The sequence below is a fragment of the Micromonospora pisi genome (assembly GCF_003633685.1).
GTDB classification, from domain to species: domain Bacteria; phylum Actinomycetota; class Actinomycetes; order Mycobacteriales; family Micromonosporaceae; genus Micromonospora_G; species Micromonospora_G pisi.
In genome coordinates, this window is record NZ_RBKT01000001.1 from 8,115,790 (window position 1) to 8,130,892 (window position 15,103).

The 15,103-nt window shown below is 69.4% G+C and carries 15 protein-coding genes; 11 read left to right on the forward strand and 4 right to left on the reverse strand.

Features of this window, described 5'->3' with window-relative positions:
* Positions 1 to 116 precede the first annotated feature (116 nt).
* From BDK92_RS34805 to BDK92_RS34815, 3 genes are read left to right on the forward strand one after another with little or no spacing between them, the layout of a single operon-like run.
* Positions 117 to 1,271 carry a site-2 protease family protein gene (locus BDK92_RS34805; protein WP_425462285.1) on the forward strand — a complete coding sequence of 385 codons (1,155 nt, stop codon included), beginning with the start codon at positions 117 to 119 and terminating at the stop codon, positions 1,269 to 1,271.
* Positions 1,268 to 2,272 (forward strand): tRNA (adenine-N1)-methyltransferase, encoded by a 1,005-nt coding sequence (locus BDK92_RS34810; protein ID WP_121160555.1) that lies wholly within the window; start codon positions 1,268 to 1,270, stop codon positions 2,270 to 2,272. The genes BDK92_RS34805 and BDK92_RS34810 overlap by 4 nt, the downstream gene beginning before the upstream one ends.
* 22 nt (positions 2,273 to 2,294) lie before the next feature.
* Positions 2,295 to 2,867 carry a hypothetical protein gene (locus BDK92_RS34815; RefSeq protein ID WP_121160556.1) on the forward strand — a complete coding sequence of 191 codons (573 nt, stop codon included), beginning with the start codon at positions 2,295 to 2,297 and terminating at the stop codon, positions 2,865 to 2,867.
* A 39-nt stretch (positions 2,868 to 2,906) separates the two neighbouring features.
* Here BDK92_RS34815 and BDK92_RS34820 read toward each other — a convergent pair whose 3' ends face one another.
* Positions 2,907 to 3,203, reverse strand: coding sequence for a ferredoxin (locus BDK92_RS34820; protein ID WP_246017419.1), 297 nt, complete (start codon positions 3,201 to 3,203; stop codon positions 2,907 to 2,909).
* Positions 3,204 to 3,382: 179 nt separating this feature from the next.
* Here BDK92_RS34820 and arc point away from each other — a divergent pair, with 179 nt between their 5' ends.
* The 5 genes from arc to prcA all read left to right on the forward strand — a co-directional run bounded on the left by arc (position 3,383) and on the right by prcA (position 9,243).
* Positions 3,383 to 5,164, forward strand: coding sequence for a proteasome ATPase (gene arc, locus BDK92_RS34825; protein ID WP_121160558.1), 1,782 nt, complete (start codon positions 3,383 to 3,385; stop codon positions 5,162 to 5,164).
* 256 nt (positions 5,165 to 5,420) lie between these two features.
* On the forward strand, positions 5,421 to 6,938 hold the full coding sequence (dop, locus tag BDK92_RS34830; RefSeq protein ID WP_121160559.1) for a depupylase/deamidase Dop: 1,518 nt from the start codon (positions 5,421 to 5,423) through the stop codon (positions 6,936 to 6,938).
* Positions 6,939 to 7,099: 161 nt separating this feature from the next.
* Positions 7,100 to 7,315 (forward strand): ubiquitin-like protein Pup, encoded by a 216-nt coding sequence (locus BDK92_RS34835; protein ID WP_121160560.1) that lies wholly within the window; start codon positions 7,100 to 7,102, stop codon positions 7,313 to 7,315.
* Between the two features lie 175 nt (positions 7,316 to 7,490).
* Positions 7,491 to 8,330 (forward strand): proteasome subunit beta, encoded by an 840-nt coding sequence (prcB, locus tag BDK92_RS34840; RefSeq protein ID WP_170208799.1) that lies wholly within the window; start codon positions 7,491 to 7,493, stop codon positions 8,328 to 8,330.
* A gap of 85 nt (positions 8,331 to 8,415) precedes the next feature.
* Positions 8,416 to 9,243 carry a proteasome subunit alpha gene (gene prcA / locus BDK92_RS34845; protein WP_121160562.1) on the forward strand — a complete coding sequence of 276 codons (828 nt, stop codon included), beginning with the start codon at positions 8,416 to 8,418 and terminating at the stop codon, positions 9,241 to 9,243.
* Positions 9,244 to 9,271: 28 nt separating this feature from the next.
* Here the strand turns inward: prcA and BDK92_RS34850 are convergent, their stop codons facing one another.
* Entirely contained in the window at positions 9,272 to 10,321 is a 1,050-nt protein-coding gene (locus BDK92_RS34850) for a glycosyltransferase family 2 protein (RefSeq protein WP_121160563.1), read from the reverse strand.
* 34 nt (positions 10,322 to 10,355) lie between these two features.
* Positions 10,356 to 11,246 (reverse strand): dTDP-4-dehydrorhamnose reductase, encoded by an 891-nt coding sequence (rfbD, locus tag BDK92_RS34855; RefSeq protein ID WP_121160564.1) that lies wholly within the window; start codon positions 11,244 to 11,246, stop codon positions 10,356 to 10,358.
* A gap of 144 nt (positions 11,247 to 11,390) precedes the next feature.
* Here rfbD and rfbA point away from each other — a divergent pair, with 144 nt between their 5' ends.
* The 3 genes from rfbA (at position 11,391) to BDK92_RS34870 (ending at position 13,974) form a co-directional block, all read left to right on the forward strand.
* Complete coding sequence (gene rfbA, locus BDK92_RS34860; RefSeq protein WP_121160565.1) at positions 11,391 to 12,251, forward strand: glucose-1-phosphate thymidylyltransferase RfbA; 861 nt, start codon at positions 11,391 to 11,393, stop codon at positions 12,249 to 12,251.
* 101 nt (positions 12,252 to 12,352) lie between these two features.
* Complete coding sequence (gene pafA, locus BDK92_RS34865; RefSeq protein ID WP_121160566.1) at positions 12,353 to 13,711, forward strand: Pup--protein ligase; 1,359 nt, start codon at positions 12,353 to 12,355, stop codon at positions 13,709 to 13,711.
* A gap of 56 nt (positions 13,712 to 13,767) precedes the next feature.
* Positions 13,768 to 13,974, forward strand: coding sequence for a hypothetical protein (locus BDK92_RS34870; protein WP_121160567.1), 207 nt, complete (start codon positions 13,768 to 13,770; stop codon positions 13,972 to 13,974).
* 15 nt (positions 13,975 to 13,989) lie between these two features.
* On the opposite strand, the gene BDK92_RS34875 is transcribed toward BDK92_RS34870, so the two are convergent.
* Positions 13,990 to 15,075, reverse strand: a complete 1,086-nt coding sequence (locus tag BDK92_RS34875; protein WP_121160568.1) for a DUF3866 family protein — start codon at positions 15,073 to 15,075, stop codon at positions 13,990 to 13,992.
* Positions 15,076 to 15,103 lie beyond the last annotated feature (28 nt).

Genomic DNA, 15,103 nt, shown 5'->3' on the forward strand with positions numbered 1-15,103 from the left:
ACCGGAAGGCTAAGGCACCGGTACGACGGTTACGCCGCCCGCCCGGCGTACGGGCGTGCGTGGCGAGCGGCTACGGGATTCGAGCCTGGCGTCGAGGGTTACGTAGCATCGACCCGGTGGAGGACAGTTCAAAACGGAAACGCCGGCCCGACCGCCGCCCCGGACTTGCCGTGGGCCGGGTCCTCGGCGTCCCGGTCTATCTCAACGCCTCCATGGTCCTGCTGGCCGTCCTGGTGACCGTGGTCTATGGCGAGTTCGTCCGCCGTGAGCTTGAGTTGTCGCAGGTCACCGGCTATCTGGTGGGTTTCGGCTTCGTGGTCTGCCTGCTCGGGTCGGTGCTGCTGCACGAACTCGGACACGCGCTGACCGCACGGCGGTACGGCATCGGCGTACGCGGCATCACGCTGGAGTTGCTGGGCGGCTACACCGAGATGGAACGGGACGCGCCGACCCCTCGGGTGGATCTTCTGGTCTCGCTCGCCGGCCCGGCCGTGTCGCTGGTGCTGGGCGTGGCCGCGGTGCTGGCCACCATCGCCCTGCCCGACCGTACGCTGCCTGACCAGTTTGCCCTCCAACTGGCGGTGAGCAACGTCATCGTGGCGGTTTTCAACATCCTGCCCGGTCTGCCGCTCGACGGTGGCCGGGCGCTGCGTGCCCTGGTGTGGGCGGCCAGTCGGGACCGGCATCTCGGTACCGAGGTCGCCGGTTGGGCCGGTCGGGCGGTGGCGGTCGGCACCGCCGTCCTGGTCGGGGTGCTGACCTGGCTCGGGCTGATCGCGCCGCTGGGCCTGGCCCTGATGGTGCTGGTCGCCTTCACCCTCTGGCAGGGGGCGGGCCAGTCGATCCGGATGGCCCGGATCAGCCGGCGGTTCCCCCTGATCGACCTGCACCGGCTGGCCCGCCCGGTGTTCCAGGTGCCCACCGGTACGCCGCTGGCCGAGGCGCAGCGTCGCGGGCTGGCCGCCGGAGCGGAGCCGGTGGCGCTGGGTGTCTCCGACTCGTCCGGTCGGCTGGTGGCACTGGTCGACCGGGCCGCGGCCGAGGCGGTGCCGCTGGAGCGGCGCCCCTGGGTCGCGGTCGACACGGTGGCCCGCGGCCTCGACGGCGTGCCCAGCATCCCGGTCGGGCTCGACGGTGAACAGGTCATCCGGGCGGTACAGACCGACCCGGGCGCGCAGTATCTCGTGACGTCAGGCGAAGATGTCGTCGGCGTTCTGCACATCGCCGATCTGGCGCAGCTTCTGGAGCCGAAACGAAAGATGACTCAGTGACCGCACAGCCCACCACCGCCCACCCCACCGACGCCGCACCGGTACCGGCTCACCGTGGCCCGTTCCGGCCGGGTGACCGGGTGCAGTTGACCGACCCGAAGGGGCGGATGCACACGATCACGTTGGAGGGCGGCAAGTCGTTCCACACCCACCGGGGAGCGCTCGAACACGACGATCTGATCGGCCTGCCCGACGGCAGTGTGGTCACCTCCGCGGGCGGCACGGCGTACCTGGCGTTGCGCCCGCTGCTCTCGGACTACGTGCTCTCGATGCCCCGGGGCGCCCAGGTGATCTACCCCAAGGACGCCGCCCAGATCGTCGCGATGGGGGACATCTTCCCTGGTGCGAAGGTGCTCGAGGCCGGTGCCGGCTCCGGCGCGCTGGCCTGCTCCCTGCTGCGGGCGGTCGGCCCGACCGGCGAGTTGCACTCGTACGAGCTGCGGGACGACTTCGCCCAGATCGCGCGGCGCAACGTGGAGGCGTTCTTCGGCGGGCCGCACCCGTCCTGGCACCTGCACGTGGGAGACGTGGCGACCTGTCAGGAGCCGGAGTTCGACCGGATCATCCTGGACCTGCTCGCCCCGTGGGACGTGCTCGACCTGGTGGCGCGGACGCTGGTGCCGGGTGGGGTGTTCATCGGCTACGTGGCCACCACGACCCAGCTCTCCGACCTGGTGGAGGCGTTGCGCGAGCGCGGCGGCTTCACCGAGCCCCGGGCCTGGGAGTCGCTGGTGCGTGACTGGCACCTGGAAGGGCTGGCGGTGCGCCCGGACCACCGGATGATCGCGCACACCGCGTTCCTGGTCTCCGCCCGCAAGCTCGCGCCCGGCGTGACCGCGCCGCCCCGCCGGCGTAAGCCGAGCAAGGGCGCGGAGGCGTACGCGCTGCGTAAGCAGAGCCTACGGGCGGCCGAGCAGGCGGCTCGCGAGGCTGAGGAGGCGTCGGCCACACCGGCGGTGGAGGCGGACGTGGACGAGGCGGGGGAAAGGGCCGTGCGGTGATCATCAACGTCGGGAGGTCCGTATGAGCCGGCCCACCTTCGGCGGCGGGGATCTTCCCGCCGTCTTCCCGGACTGGTCGCCCTACCAGGATCTGGAGTCCGCCGCCCGCGCCTACCTACGTGATCCCGAGGTCGCGCTGGAGGCGCTGGGCGGGGTGCTGCGGGGCGCGTCCGTACTGGGATTCACCCTGGAACGCTTCGTCAACGAGGTCAACGGGGTGTGGCAGGAGGTGGCGGTCTGCGACGGCAGCCGGCTCATCCTCTGGCACGGGGAGGACATCCCGCCGGATGACGGGCCGGCCGGCTCGATGACCTCGTCGCTGCGGGTGGTGCCGGTCTCGACGGTGACCGAGGTGGGTTGCCGGCGCCGGCTCAACCGGATGCCGAGCGGCGGGGTACGCGTCGACAGCATCGACGTCTACCTGCTGCTCAGCTCGCTGGACGAGGGCCTACCCGCGGATGAGGTGGCGGGCGCGCCGCGACACGACGCGCTGCGGTTCGGCAAGACGTTCGACGACGGTGGGGCTGGGCAGATCGCCCGGCTCGAGGAGTTCGCCCGGCTGGTCGCCTCGGTCCTCGGCCGTCCCACCCTGTGAGCGGGCCGGCCGGGTGCCAGGCATCCGGCCGACCGGCGGTCAGTCCTGCGCGTCCGGGCCGGCCACCTCGACGTCGTCCCGGCTGCGCAGCACGTGGATGCAGTCGCCCGGGCACTCCTTGGCCGCGTCGATCACGTCGAGTCGCAGGTGTGCCGGGACGTCGACCCGGCTGCCCGGGGCGAGCAGCAACTCGCCCGAGCCGTCCTTGACGTAGGCGAGGCCGTCGACGTCGAATTCGAAAACCTCCGGCGCGTACTGCACACAGAGTCCGTCACCCGTGCAGAGGTCCTGGTCCACCCAGACTCGCAGCTCATCGGTCTCGGTCTGGGTTACCACGATGACCCCTCCATCCACTCGCTCGGCACGTTCCGACGGTACCCGAACGCCTCCCGGGCGCCCGAGCGGCGTCCCTGTGACGATCAAGGTTCGGTGACGAGGGTGTTGCATGGGACCGAATCGGCGTCATAGCGGCTAGTGTTAGGGCAGAACGTTCAAGCCCCCCGGGGAGGTGGGACGTGGCACGCAGCGACGACGCGGACTCGCGCGCCGCACGGTGGGAGAAGGAGGCCCACGATCTCTCCACCCAGGTCGCGTTCCTTCAAGAGGAACTGGCCTTGGTGCGGCGCAAGCTGACCGAAAGCCCCCGACACGTCCGGCAGCTCGAGGAGCGGCTAGCGGCTACCCAGGCGCAGCTCGCTCGACTGACCGAGAACAACGACCGGCTCGTGAGCACCCTCAAAGAGGCACGGGCCCAGATCGTCACGCTCAAGGAAGAGATCGACCGGCTGGCACAACCGCCCAGCGGGTACGGGGTCTTCCTCGCGCGGCACGACGACGGCACGGTGGATGTCTTCACCGGCGGTCGCAAGCTGCGTGTGGCGGTGTCTCCGTCACTGGAGGTGGACGAGCTGCGGCGTGGTCAGGAGGTCCTGCTCAACGACGCGCTCAACATCGTGGACGCGTTCGGGTTCGAGCGGGTCGGAGAGGTCGTGATGCTCAAGGAGGTGTTGGAGAACCCCACCGGGGGTCCGGGCGACCGGGCGCTGGTGATCTCCCACGCCGACGAGGAGCGGATCGTCTTCCTCGCCGATAGCCTGATCGGCTCGTCGATCCGGGCCGGTGACTCGCTCATGATCGAGCCGCGCTCGGCGTACGCGTACGAGCGCATCCCGAAGAGTGAGGTGGAGGAGCTCGTCCTCGAGGAGGTCCCCGACGTCGACTACGGCGACATCGGTGGCCTGCAGTCCCAGATCGAGCAGATCCGGGACGCGGTCGAGTTGCCCTTCCTGCACGCCGAGCTGTTCCGGGAGCACCAGTTGCGTCCGCCGAAGGGCATCCTGCTCTACGGTCCGCCTGGTTGCGGTAAGACCCTGATCGCCAAGGCGGTGGCGAACTCGCTGGCGAAGAAGATCGCCGAGCGGCGTGGCGAGCAGAAGCACACCAGCTACTTCCTGAACATCAAGGGTCCGGAGCTGCTCAACAAGTACGTCGGTGAGACCGAGCGGCACATCCGGTTGATCTTCCAGCGGGCCCGGGAGAAGGCGGGTGAGGGCACTCCGGTCATCGTGTTCTTCGATGAGATGGACTCGGTGTTCCGTACCCGTGGCTCGGGTGTCTCCTCGGACGTGGAGAACACCATCGTTCCGCAGTTGCTCAGCGAGATCGACGGTGTGGAGGGGCTCGAGAACGTCATCGTGATCGGCGCCTCCAACCGGGAGGACATGATCGACCCGGCGATTCTGCGACCGGGCCGGCTCGACGTGAAGATCAAGATCGAGCGGCCCGACGCCGAGGCGGCCAGGGACATCTTCTCCAAGTACATCCTCACGGGGCTGCCGCTGCACGCGGACGACCTCAACGAGCACGGCCAGGACGCCCAGGCCACCGTGGCGGCCATGATCGAGGCCGTGGTGCTGCGGATGTACTCGGAGTCCGAGGAGAACCGGTTCCTCGAGGTCACCTACGCCAACGGTGACAAAGAGGTGCTCTACTTCAAGGACTTCAACTCCGGCGCGATGATCCAGAATATCGTCGACCGGGGCAAGAAGATGGCGATCAAGGAGTTCCTCTCCTCCGGACGCAAGGGGCTGCGGTTGCAGCACCTGCTCGACGCCTGCGTCGACGAGTTCCGTGAGAACGAGGACCTGCCCAACACCACCAACCCGGACGACTGGGCCCGGATCTCCGGTAAGAAGGGCGAGCGGATCGTCTACATCCGTACGCTCGTCTCCGGGGGTAAGGGCGCCGAGGCCGGCCGGTCGATCGAGACCGCGAGCAACACCGGTCAGTACCTCTGATCGACTCGTACGACAACGGGGGGCGACGCGTGACGCGTCGCCCCCCGTTTCTCGCACCCGGGGTTCGCTGGCCGAGGTCGACCGGTCGATGTGGAACCGGGGCCGGTTTCGACGGTGGATGGTGATCGGCGGGGCGTACACGCCGGTGACACCGGCCAATAGGTACATTCTGCGGCCGTGTCGTCACATCGGGAGAACGGATGAGCGCTGACGCGGACTACGCTCGCCTCATGGAGAAGGAAAGTAGGGCAGCGGCATGAGCGTACGGCGAATCATGGGCGCCGAGGTGGAGTACGGCATCTCGGTACCCGGACAGGCCGGGGCCAATCCGATGGTCACCTCGTCCCAGGTGGTCAACGCCTACGGTGCACGTCCCGAGTTGACCCGCGGCGGTCGTGCTCGGTGGGACTACGAGGAAGAGTCACCACTGCGTGACGCGCGCGGCTTCACCTACTCCGGTGCGGCCTACGACCCCGCCGAGGCGCTCGCCGACGAGGACCTGGGCCTGGCGAACGTGATACTGACCAACGGCGCCCGGCTCTACGTCGACCACGCCCACCCGGAGTACTCCACTCCTGAGGTGACCAACCCGCTGGACCTGGTGCGCTGGGACAAGGCGGGGGAGCGGGTGATGGCCGAGGCGGCCCGGCGGGCCGAGACCATCCCCGGCACCCACCCGATCCATCTCTACAAGAACAACACCGACAACAAGGGCGCCAGCTACGGCGCGCACGAGAACTACCTGATGCGCCGGCAGACCCCGTTCGCGGACATCGTCACCTACCTCACCCCGTTCTTCGTGACCCGGCAGATCGTCTGCGGAGCCGGGCGGGTCGGAATCGGCCAGGACGGCACACAGCCGGGCTTCCAGATCTCCCAGCGGGCCGACTTCTTTGAGGTCGAGGTCGGTCTCGAGACGACGCTGAAGCGGCCCATCATCAACACCCGGGACGAGCCGCACGCGGACGCCGACAAGTACCGGCGGCTGCACGTGATCATCGGCGACGCGAACCTCTCCGAGATCTCGACGTACCTCAAGGTCGGTACCACCGCGTTGATACTGACGATGATCGAGGAGAAGGCGCTCACGCCCGACCTCGGCATCGCCGACCCGGTCGCGGAATTGCGCGCGGTCAGCCACGACCCGTCGCTGTCGCACCTGCTCCGGCTCCGCGACGGTCGTCGACTCACGGCGCTCGACCTGCAGTGGGCGTACCTGGAGCGGGCCCGTGCCTTCGTCGACGACCGGTACGGCAACGACGCCGACGAGGCGACCCGCGACATACTCGACCGTTGGGAGGGCGTGCTGGACCGGCTCGGCCGCGACCCGATGCTCTGCGCCGGTGAGTTGGACTGGGTGGCGAAGCTGCGGCTGCTCGAGGGTTACCGGGAGCGGGAGAAGCTCGGCTGGGCCTCGCACAAGCTGCAACTGGTTGACCTGCAGTACGCCGACGTACGTCCGGAGAAGGGCCTCTACCACCGCCTGGTGGCGCGCGGCTCGATGGCGACCCTGTTGCCGGACGAGCAGACCCGCCAGGCGATGGTCGAGCCGCCCGAGGACACCCGGGCCTATTTCCGTGGTCGTTGTCTCGCCCAGTACGCCTCCGAGGTGGTCGCCGCGAGCTGGGACTCGGTGATCTTCGACGTCGGTCGCGAGTCGCTGGTCCGGGTCCCGATGATGGAGCCCGAGCGGGGCACCCGTAAGCACGTGGGGGCGTTGTTCGACCGCTGTGCGAGCGCCAAGGACCTGTTGGAGACGATCACCGGCAACTGATCGCCGGCACACGTTCCCGTCGCTCTCGTCCGCACCGACCACGGTCGGCCGTACGAGAGGCGGTGAACCGGTCAGTCGGGCGGCAAAGGTCGCGGGCGACGCCCCGTTGTGTCGCCCTTCCGAGGTAAGTTTCTTGCAGGCGATCGTGGAGGAGGAACCAGATGGCTACCCGTGACACCGGCGGTCAGTCCCAGTCCGGTAAGTCGCGTCGTGACGAAGAGGTCGACGACGTCACCACCGAAGCGAATCCCGAGGTCGCGGAGCGGCACGCCGAGATCACCGAGGACGTGGACGACCTGCTCGACGAGATCGACTCCGTGCTCGAGGAGAACGCGGAGGAGTTCGTTCGGGGCTATGTCCAAAAGGGCGGCGAGTAACCGTCGGCCCGGCTCGTCCGGGCCGATCTCGGGGCTGTCGCACCACGCCGACCACGAGATCATCGCGCCGACCGGAGTCAGACGATAGTCTGCTTCAACCGCAACGGTGGTCGTGGCCGGTTCGGCGACGGCGCGGTGTGTTGGGACAGGACGATCACGTACTGAGAGGAACCACGTGGCAGCGGGTTTTGATCCATCCGGGCGGCTACCAGATGTGTTCACCAACGCGGGGACGTCTTCCTTCACGCAGTTCCTGAGCAAGGTCGCACCCGAGTTGCTTCCTGGTCGTCGGCCGCTGCCGCCCGGGTTCGCCGCCGACCTCGCGCCACACGCGACCACCATTGTCGCGATCACCAGCGCCATGGGCGTGGTCATGGCGGGCGACCGGCGGGCCACGATGGGGAACATGATCTCCAGCCGGGACATCCAGAAGGTCCACCCGGCGGACCGGCACTCCCTGGTCGGGATCGCCGGCACCGCCGGCATCGGGATCGAGATGATGCGGCTGTTCCAGGTCGAGCTGGAGCACTACGAGAAGATCGAGGGCGCCGTCCTCTCCCTCGACGGCAAGGCCAACCGGCTCGCCTCGATGATCCGGGGCAACCTCGGTGCGGCGATGCAGGGCCTCGCGGTGATCCCGCTCTTCGCCGGGTTCGACCTCGCCGCCACCGACCCGGCCCGGGCCGGTCGCATCTTCAGCTTCGACGTTGCCGGTGGCCCCTACGAGGAGACCGGCTACGACGCGATCGGATCCGGATCGATTTTCGCCCGGTCCGCGCTGAAGAAGCGGTTCCGACCCGGACTGAGCACCGACGAGGTGGTGCGGCTCGCGGTCGAGGCGCTCTACGACGCGGCTGACGACGACACCGCCACCGGTGGCCCCGACCTCACCCGCCGGATCTACCCGGTGGTCATGACAGCCACGGCAGAGGGCACCAACCGGCTCACCGAGGCCGAGACGGCGGCGGTGGCCGAGGCCGTCGTCGCCGCCCGGATGGAGAACCCGGGCGGCTGAGGCCGCCCGCCGCAGAGCCACCCGTGAAGTCCTACGCCAGCCGCTCGTTACGCCGCCAGACCAGCTTGTAAGGAGAACCGCCGCCGTGGCCATGCAGTTCTACGCCTCGCCAGAGCAGATCATGCGCGACCGCTCCGAACTGGCCCGCAAGGGCATCGCTCGGGGGCGGAGCGCGGTGGTCCTCAGCTACGAGGGCGGAATCCTCTTCGTGGCGGAGAACCTCTCCAGCGCCCTGCACAAGGTCAGCGAGATCTACGACCGGATCGGGTTCGCCGCCGTCGGGCGGTACAACGAGTTCGAGAACCTCCGCCGCGCGGGGGTGAGGATGGCAGACCTCAACGGGCTCAGCTACGACCGGCGAGACGTGACCGGCCGCGCCCTGGCGAACGCGTACGCACAGACCCTGGGCGCGATCTTCACCGAACAGTCGAAGCCGTTCGAGGTGGAGATCTGTGTCGCCGAGGTCGGTGCCACCGCCGATGACGACGAGATCTACCGGCTCACCTACGACGGTTCGGTCAACGACGAGCCCGGCCGGATGGCGATGGGCGGTCAGAGCGAGGCGATCAGCGGTTCGCTGCGGGCCAACCACCGCAACGACGTTTCGCTCAGCGAGGCGGTGCGCCTCGCCGTACAGGCCCTGGGCAGCGTCGGCGGCGAGGGCGGGGCGGCGCGGACGATCGCCGCCAACCAGTTGGAGGTCGCGGTTCTCGACCGGCACCGGGTGGGACGCACGTTCCGGCGGATCACCGGCGCGGCACTGACCGGTCTGCTGGACGGCGAGGCGGAGCCGAAGGACGCGGGCGGCGACGAGCGCGGACCGGCCGGGCCCGGCCCCGGGCCGGAGAAGCCGGCCGTGTCGGCTGCCTCGGCCGACCTGGAGACGAAAGAGACCGAGCAGCCCGAGGGCTGACCCGGTCTCTCCAGCGGGGCGGGTGGCGTCAGACCCAGCGACGGACCACCCGCCAGTACGCCGACATGAACGCGTTGAGTACGCCCACCCCGGGCGGGTTGATCAGCGGTGTGTTGAACCGGTCGGTCAGCACGCCCATCCAGACCCGGTCCGGCACGGTCCGCTCGGCTTGCAACTGCTGCCGGCGCTCGCCCAGGTGCCGGCGGTGCCGCCAGAGCCACCCGTAGCCGCGTACCTTGTCCTTGATCCAGCCCTCCTTGATCGCCAGCAGCAGCATCACCAGCTCCAGCGCGAGCAGCGGTGGGGCGAGCAGCAGCAGCGACCGGCGTCCCCAGAGGGTCGCCACGAACATCAGCCGGTTCCGTTCGACCAGGTAGTACTTGAAGCTGTTGCGGCTGAACTCGTAGCGGTGCAGGGCCACCGCGTCCGGCACGTTCAACACCCGGAGCCCGACCCGCCAGGTCCGGACCGACAGGTCGGCGTCCTCGTGGTACGCGAAGTAGTGCGGGTCGAAGCCGCCCAGCCGGTCCCAGTGGCTGCGTGAGGTGACCAGGCATGCGCCCATCGCACCGGGGGTCTCGGTCGGTTCGCTGCGGGTCTCCCGTTCCCGGAACCCGCCGATCCAGCTCACCCCCAGCACATGCACCTCGTTGCCGCGGGAGTTGAGCAGTTCGGGCTCGTCGGCCAGCCGGATCGCGCCGGCCGCGATGCCCACGTCAGCTTGGTCGACCACCTCGACCAGCCGGGCCAGCGTGTTCGGTTCGACGATCGCGTCCCCGTTCACCAGGGCGACGTAGTCACCGCTGGCGGCGCTGACACCGAGGTTGCAGCCGGCGGAGAAGCCGATGTTCTCGCCCTCGCCGACCGTCACCACCCCGGGAAGTTTGGCCAGGACTTCGACGTCGTCGGTGGTACAACCGTTGTCGACCAGGATCACCTCGACCTCCACCTTGGCCGAGGCGAGTATCGACTCGACCGATCGGCGCAGCAGAGGCTCGGCCTTCCAGGCGAGCACGACCGCGCTGACCCGAGGTAGACGGTTGAGTTCGGTGAGGGAACTGGAACGCACGTCGGACATGTCGGCGGATTCTCTCGGGGATCGGTGGGGCGGATCAGGGGGTGGCGACGAGTCCGCGTTCGGCGAGGGCGCCGCCGAGCATCTCGTGCCAGTCTGGCATGGGCGGCAAGCCGGCCGCCTGCCACCGTTCGTGGCCCAGCACGCTGTAGGCCGGGCGGGCGGCGGGTAGGCGGTAGTGCTCGCTGGTGGTGGGGCGGATCCGTGCCGGATCGAGGCCGCTGAGGGCGAAGACCGCACGGGCCAGCCCGTACCAGGTGGTCTGGCCGGACGCGGTGCCGTGGTAGATCCCGGCCGGTGCACGGCCGCCGAGTGCGGCGTCGCCGAGCGCGACCAGCCGCTGTGCCAGCGCGTACGACCAGGTGGGCTGGCCGAGCTGGTCGTCGACCACGTCCAGGTGGTCACGCTCGGCGGCGAGCCGCAGCATCGTGTTGACGAAGTTGCGGCCGTGCGTGCCGTAGAGCCAGGCGGTACGCACGACGTAACCGGTCTCGGGCAGCAGCCGGGTCACGGCCTGCTCGCCGACGAGTTTGCTGCGCCCGTACGCGTTGAGTGGGGCGGTCGGGGCGTCCTCCGGGTACGGGCTGCTGGCGTTGCCGGGGAAGACGTAGTCGGTGGAGACGTGGAGCAGTCGGGCACCGGCTTGCGCGCAGGCCCGGGCGAGGTGGGCGACACCTTCGCCGTTGATCGCGGTGGCCGCGTCCTCCTGGGTCTCCGCCCCGTCGACGTTGGTCCAGGCGGCGGCGTTCACCACCACGTCGTGGCCCTTGACCGCGGCGAGTACGGCGTCGGGATCGGTCAGGTCCAGGTCCGCCCTGGTGGCGGCGGTGACCTGCGGCCCACCCGTGGTGGCGAGTGCTGTCACCAGGTCCCGGCCGAGCATTCCGCCGGCGCCGGTGACGAGCCAGTGGCCACTCTGATGGGTCATTTCCCGCCTCGCTTCGCCGGCCGAGCCGTTGGCCCCGGCGTCAGCCGGGTGATCCGTACGGGTTGGTGAGTCTACGCGACGTGTGGGCGGAACCAGCCGGCACAGGGGTGTGCCCGCGCGGGGGGAAGTCGGTACTCTCCCCGGGTGCGTGGAATCCTGCTCGCCGGTGGCACCGGCTCCCGACTCTGGCCGCTCACCAAGGCGGTATCGAAGCAGCTGATGCCGGTCTTCGACAAGCCGATGATCTACTACCCGCTCTCCACGCTGGTGATGTCCGGCGTCAAGGAGATCTTGGTGATCACCACGCCGGAGGATCAGGAGCAGTTCCAGCGCCTGCTGGGGGACGGCAGTCAGTTCGGCCTGCGGCTGGAGTACTGCGCCCAGCCCCGGCCCGAGGGCATCGCCCAGGCGTTCGTGCTCGGTGCCGACTTCATCGGCGATGACTCGGTGGCCCTGGTCCTCGGCGACAACATCTTCCACGGGGTCGGGCTCGGAAGGCAGTTGTCGGCACAGAACGCGCTGGTCGGCGGTCGGGTGTTCGCGTACCAGGTGGCCAACCCGGAGGAGTACGGGGTGGTCGACTTCGACGAGGCCGGTCGGGTGCTCTCGATCGAGGAGAAGCCGGCGACGCCGAAGTCCCGTTACGCGGTCCCCGGGCTCTACTTCTACGACAACCGGGTGGTCGAGATCGCCCGTGGGCTGCGCCCGAGTGATCGGGGCGAGCTGGAGATCACCGCTGTCAACGAGGCGTACCGCGAGCGCGGCGAACTCACGGTGACCGTGCTCGACCGGGGGACCGCCTGGCTCGACACCGGCACGTTCACCTCGATGATGCAGGCGGCCGAGTTCGTCCGGGTGATCGAGGAGCGGCAGGGCATGAAGATCGGTTGTGTCGAGGAGGTCGCCTGGCGCGCCGGCCTGATCGACGACGATCAGCTGCGGGCGCTGGCGCTGCCGCTGCGCAAGAGCGGGTACGGCGAATATCTGCTTGATCTGCTCCGCTGAGGGGCGGTAGCAGCCGGTCTGTACGGAGTTTCGACGCCGACGCGCGGAATGCACGACCCGAGGGCGACCAATCGGCGGCTTCGGGCGGCTAGTGTCTGTTCATGGAGCGGCGAATCTTCGGTCTTGAGACCGAGTATGGCGTCACCTGCACCTACCGCGGTCAGCGGCGACTCTCCCCGGACGAGGTCGCCCGATACCTCTTCCGCCGGGTGGTGTCCTGGGGGCGCTCCAGCAATGTGTTCCTGCGCAACGGGGCCCGGCTCTACCTCGATGTCGGCTCTCACCCGGAGTACGCGACGCCGGAGTGCGACTCGGTCACCGACCTGGTCGCGCACGACCGGGCCGGTGAGCGGATCCTCGAGGGGCTGTTGGTCGACGCCGAGAAGCGGCTGCACGACGAGGGCATCGCGGGTGAGATCTACCTGTTCAAGAACAACACCGACTCGGCCGGCAACTCGTACGGATGTCACGAGAACTACCTGGTCTCCCGGCACGGCGAGTTCGGCCGCCTGGCTGACGTACTGATCCCGTTCCTGGTGACCCGCCAGCTGATCTGCGGTGCGGGCAAGGTCCTGCAGACGCCACGCGGTGCGGTGTACTGCCTCTCCCAGCGGGCCGAGCACATCTGGGAGGGGGTGTCGTCGGCGACCACCCGGAGCCGGCCGATCATCAACACCCGGGATGAGCCGCACGCGGATGCCGAGCGTTACCGCCGGCTGCACGTGATCGTCGGTGATTCCAACATGAACGAGGTCACCACACTGCTCAAGGTTGGCAGCGCCGACATCGTGCTGCGGATGATCGAGGCCGGGGTGGTGATGCGGGACCTGTCGCTGGAGAACCCGATCCGGGCGATCCGCGAGGTGTCGCACGACATCACCGGGCGGCGCAAGATCAGACTGGCCTCCAACAAGGAGGTCAGCGCCCTGGAGATCCAGCAGGAGTACCTCGCCAAGGCGACCGAGTTCGTCGAGCGCCGGGGCGGCGACCAGACCGCGAAGCGGGTGGTGGAGCTCTGGGGACGGGTGCTCAACGCGGTCGAGAGCGGAGATCTGGAGCCGGTCTCCCGGGAGATCGACTGGGTCAGCAAGCTCCGGCTGATCGAGCGCTACCAGCAGAAGCACGACCTGCCACTGTCCCACCCCCGGGTCGCTCAGATGGACCTGGCGTACCACGACGTACGTCGGGGACGCGGTCTCTACGGGCTGTTGGAACGGCGGGGGCAGGTGGACCGGATCGCCACCGACCCGGAGATCTTCGAAGCCAAGGAGACCCCGCCACAGACCACCCGGGCCCGGCTGCGCGGTGAGTTCATCCGGCACGCGCAGGAGAAGCGGCGGGACTTCACCGTGGACTGGGTGCACCTGAAGCTGAACGACCAGGCGCAGCGCACGGTGCTGTGCAAGGACCCGTTCCGGGCGTACGACGAGCGGGTCGAGCGCTTGATCGCGAGCATGTAGGCGCTGGCGGGGCGGCCGATGGCAGAACCAGTGATCCGGGTAGTGTCGGCGGCGTTATGACGTCTCCTGACCGTTCCCCCGAAGATCCACCCGAGCGCACCTCCGAGCAGGTGCGGCAGGGCTGGGTCAACCGTCGCCGCGAGAAGATCGTGGACGAGATCGCACGTAACCGCCGTGGCGAGTACTCCGTGCCGACCTGGGTGCTGGTAGTGGCACTGGTGCTGCTCGTCGGCGGCTGGATCGCGGTGGTGGTGTTCTCCTGAGTCGGCCGGCGCCGTTCACCCCAGCAGGGTGACCGCGTGCCGGCCGGCGGCCGCCGCGGCGAGGAAGTAGGCGTGGTCGGCGTCGAGCCCCCGCCCCATTGTCGAGAGCGTGACCGGGGCCGCCCGGAGCGCGGCGTCGAGCCCGTCGGTGCTCACCCGTACCAGCCGGTGCCGGTCCGCGAGTGGGACCAACGCGGCCTCCACCGCCTCGGCCAGCGCCGGCTCCAGCCCGTCCGGCACCACCAGGTCCGCGCGGGTGAGGGCGACCCGACCGTACGCGGTGAGGCTGTGGTGGGAGACGCCATGGTGCCGGGGTCGGGCGTCGGCGGCGGAGATGCGCAGCGATCCGACCGGCCTACCGCCGAGCGTGGTCACCGCGTTGACCGCTTCGCCGACCGCTACCCCGGAGAATCCCCACCGGGTGCCCGTGCCCAGGTTGCCGGGCCCCTGCGCCACGATGGCTATCTCCGCCTCCAGCACATGTCGGGCGGCGAGCAGTCCGGCGTGCAGGTTGGTGGCCTCGAGGTCGCCGCCGAACGCCTGCCCGACGGTGACCGTGCCGACCAGTTCGTCGCCGAGCGCGGAGAGGCTCCGGGAGAACCACGCCGGCAGCGCGCCGCCGTCGGTCATCACGTACGCGATCCGGGCGGTTGGGGCGTCGGCCCGGATGCCGGCGACGATCGCCGGCAGCGCGGAGTGCAGGTCCGCGGTGACCACCGGCAACCCGGCCACGTCGTCGACGTCGACGAGCCGGTCCCGGTGTGGTGACGCCTCCTCGTCCGCGCCGAGCAGGATCGGCTGCAGCGGGGTGTACCGCGCCTTGACCAGGTGGCCGCCGTCGCGGGTGTCGAGGCTTTCCGGCGGGTCCGCGGGCAGGCGGTCGGGGAGCGCGACCACGAGGGCGTACCCGCCGGTGCCGAGCCCCATCAGCAGAGCGCCCACGTTCAACAGCACCCGGTCGCCCGGTTCCGGGGTGCCCACCAGGGCGGGATAGGCGAGCGCCCGGACCGTACCGCCGTCGGGCAGCAGCGCCTCCAACTCGATCGCGCCGCGCCACTGTCGCCGTATCACCGTCACCGTGCCGGACCGCCATCGCACCATGCCCGGCACGGTAGCCGGGGCGCCGTCG

What these genes read in the sequence shown, in the direction of transcription:
- BDK92_RS34835 (WP_121160560.1), top strand. Translation starts at nt 7,100, where the DNA reads ATGGCTACCCGTGACACCGGCGGTCAGTCCCAGTCCGGTAAGTCGCGT.
- pafA (WP_121160566.1), top strand. Translation starts at nt 12,353, where the DNA reads ATGGAGCGGCGAATCTTCGGTCTTGAGACCGAGTATGGCGTCACCTGC.
- BDK92_RS34815 (WP_121160556.1), top strand. Translation starts at nt 2,295, where the DNA reads ATGAGCCGGCCCACCTTCGGCGGCGGGGATCTTCCCGCCGTCTTCCCG.
- BDK92_RS34850 (WP_121160563.1), bottom strand. Translation starts at nt 10,321, where the DNA reads ATGTCCGACGTGCGTTCCAGTTCCCTCACCGAACTCAACCGTCTACCT.
- BDK92_RS34870 (WP_121160567.1), top strand. Translation starts at nt 13,768, where the DNA reads ATGACGTCTCCTGACCGTTCCCCCGAAGATCCACCCGAGCGCACCTCC.
- rfbD (WP_121160564.1), bottom strand. Translation starts at nt 11,246, where the DNA reads ATGACCCATCAGAGTGGCCACTGGCTCGTCACCGGCGCCGGCGGAATG.
- dop (WP_121160559.1), top strand. Translation starts at nt 5,421, where the DNA reads ATGAGCGTACGGCGAATCATGGGCGCCGAGGTGGAGTACGGCATCTCG.
- BDK92_RS34875 (WP_121160568.1), bottom strand. Translation starts at nt 15,075, where the DNA reads ATGGTGCGATGGCGGTCCGGCACGGTGACGGTGATACGGCGACAGTGG.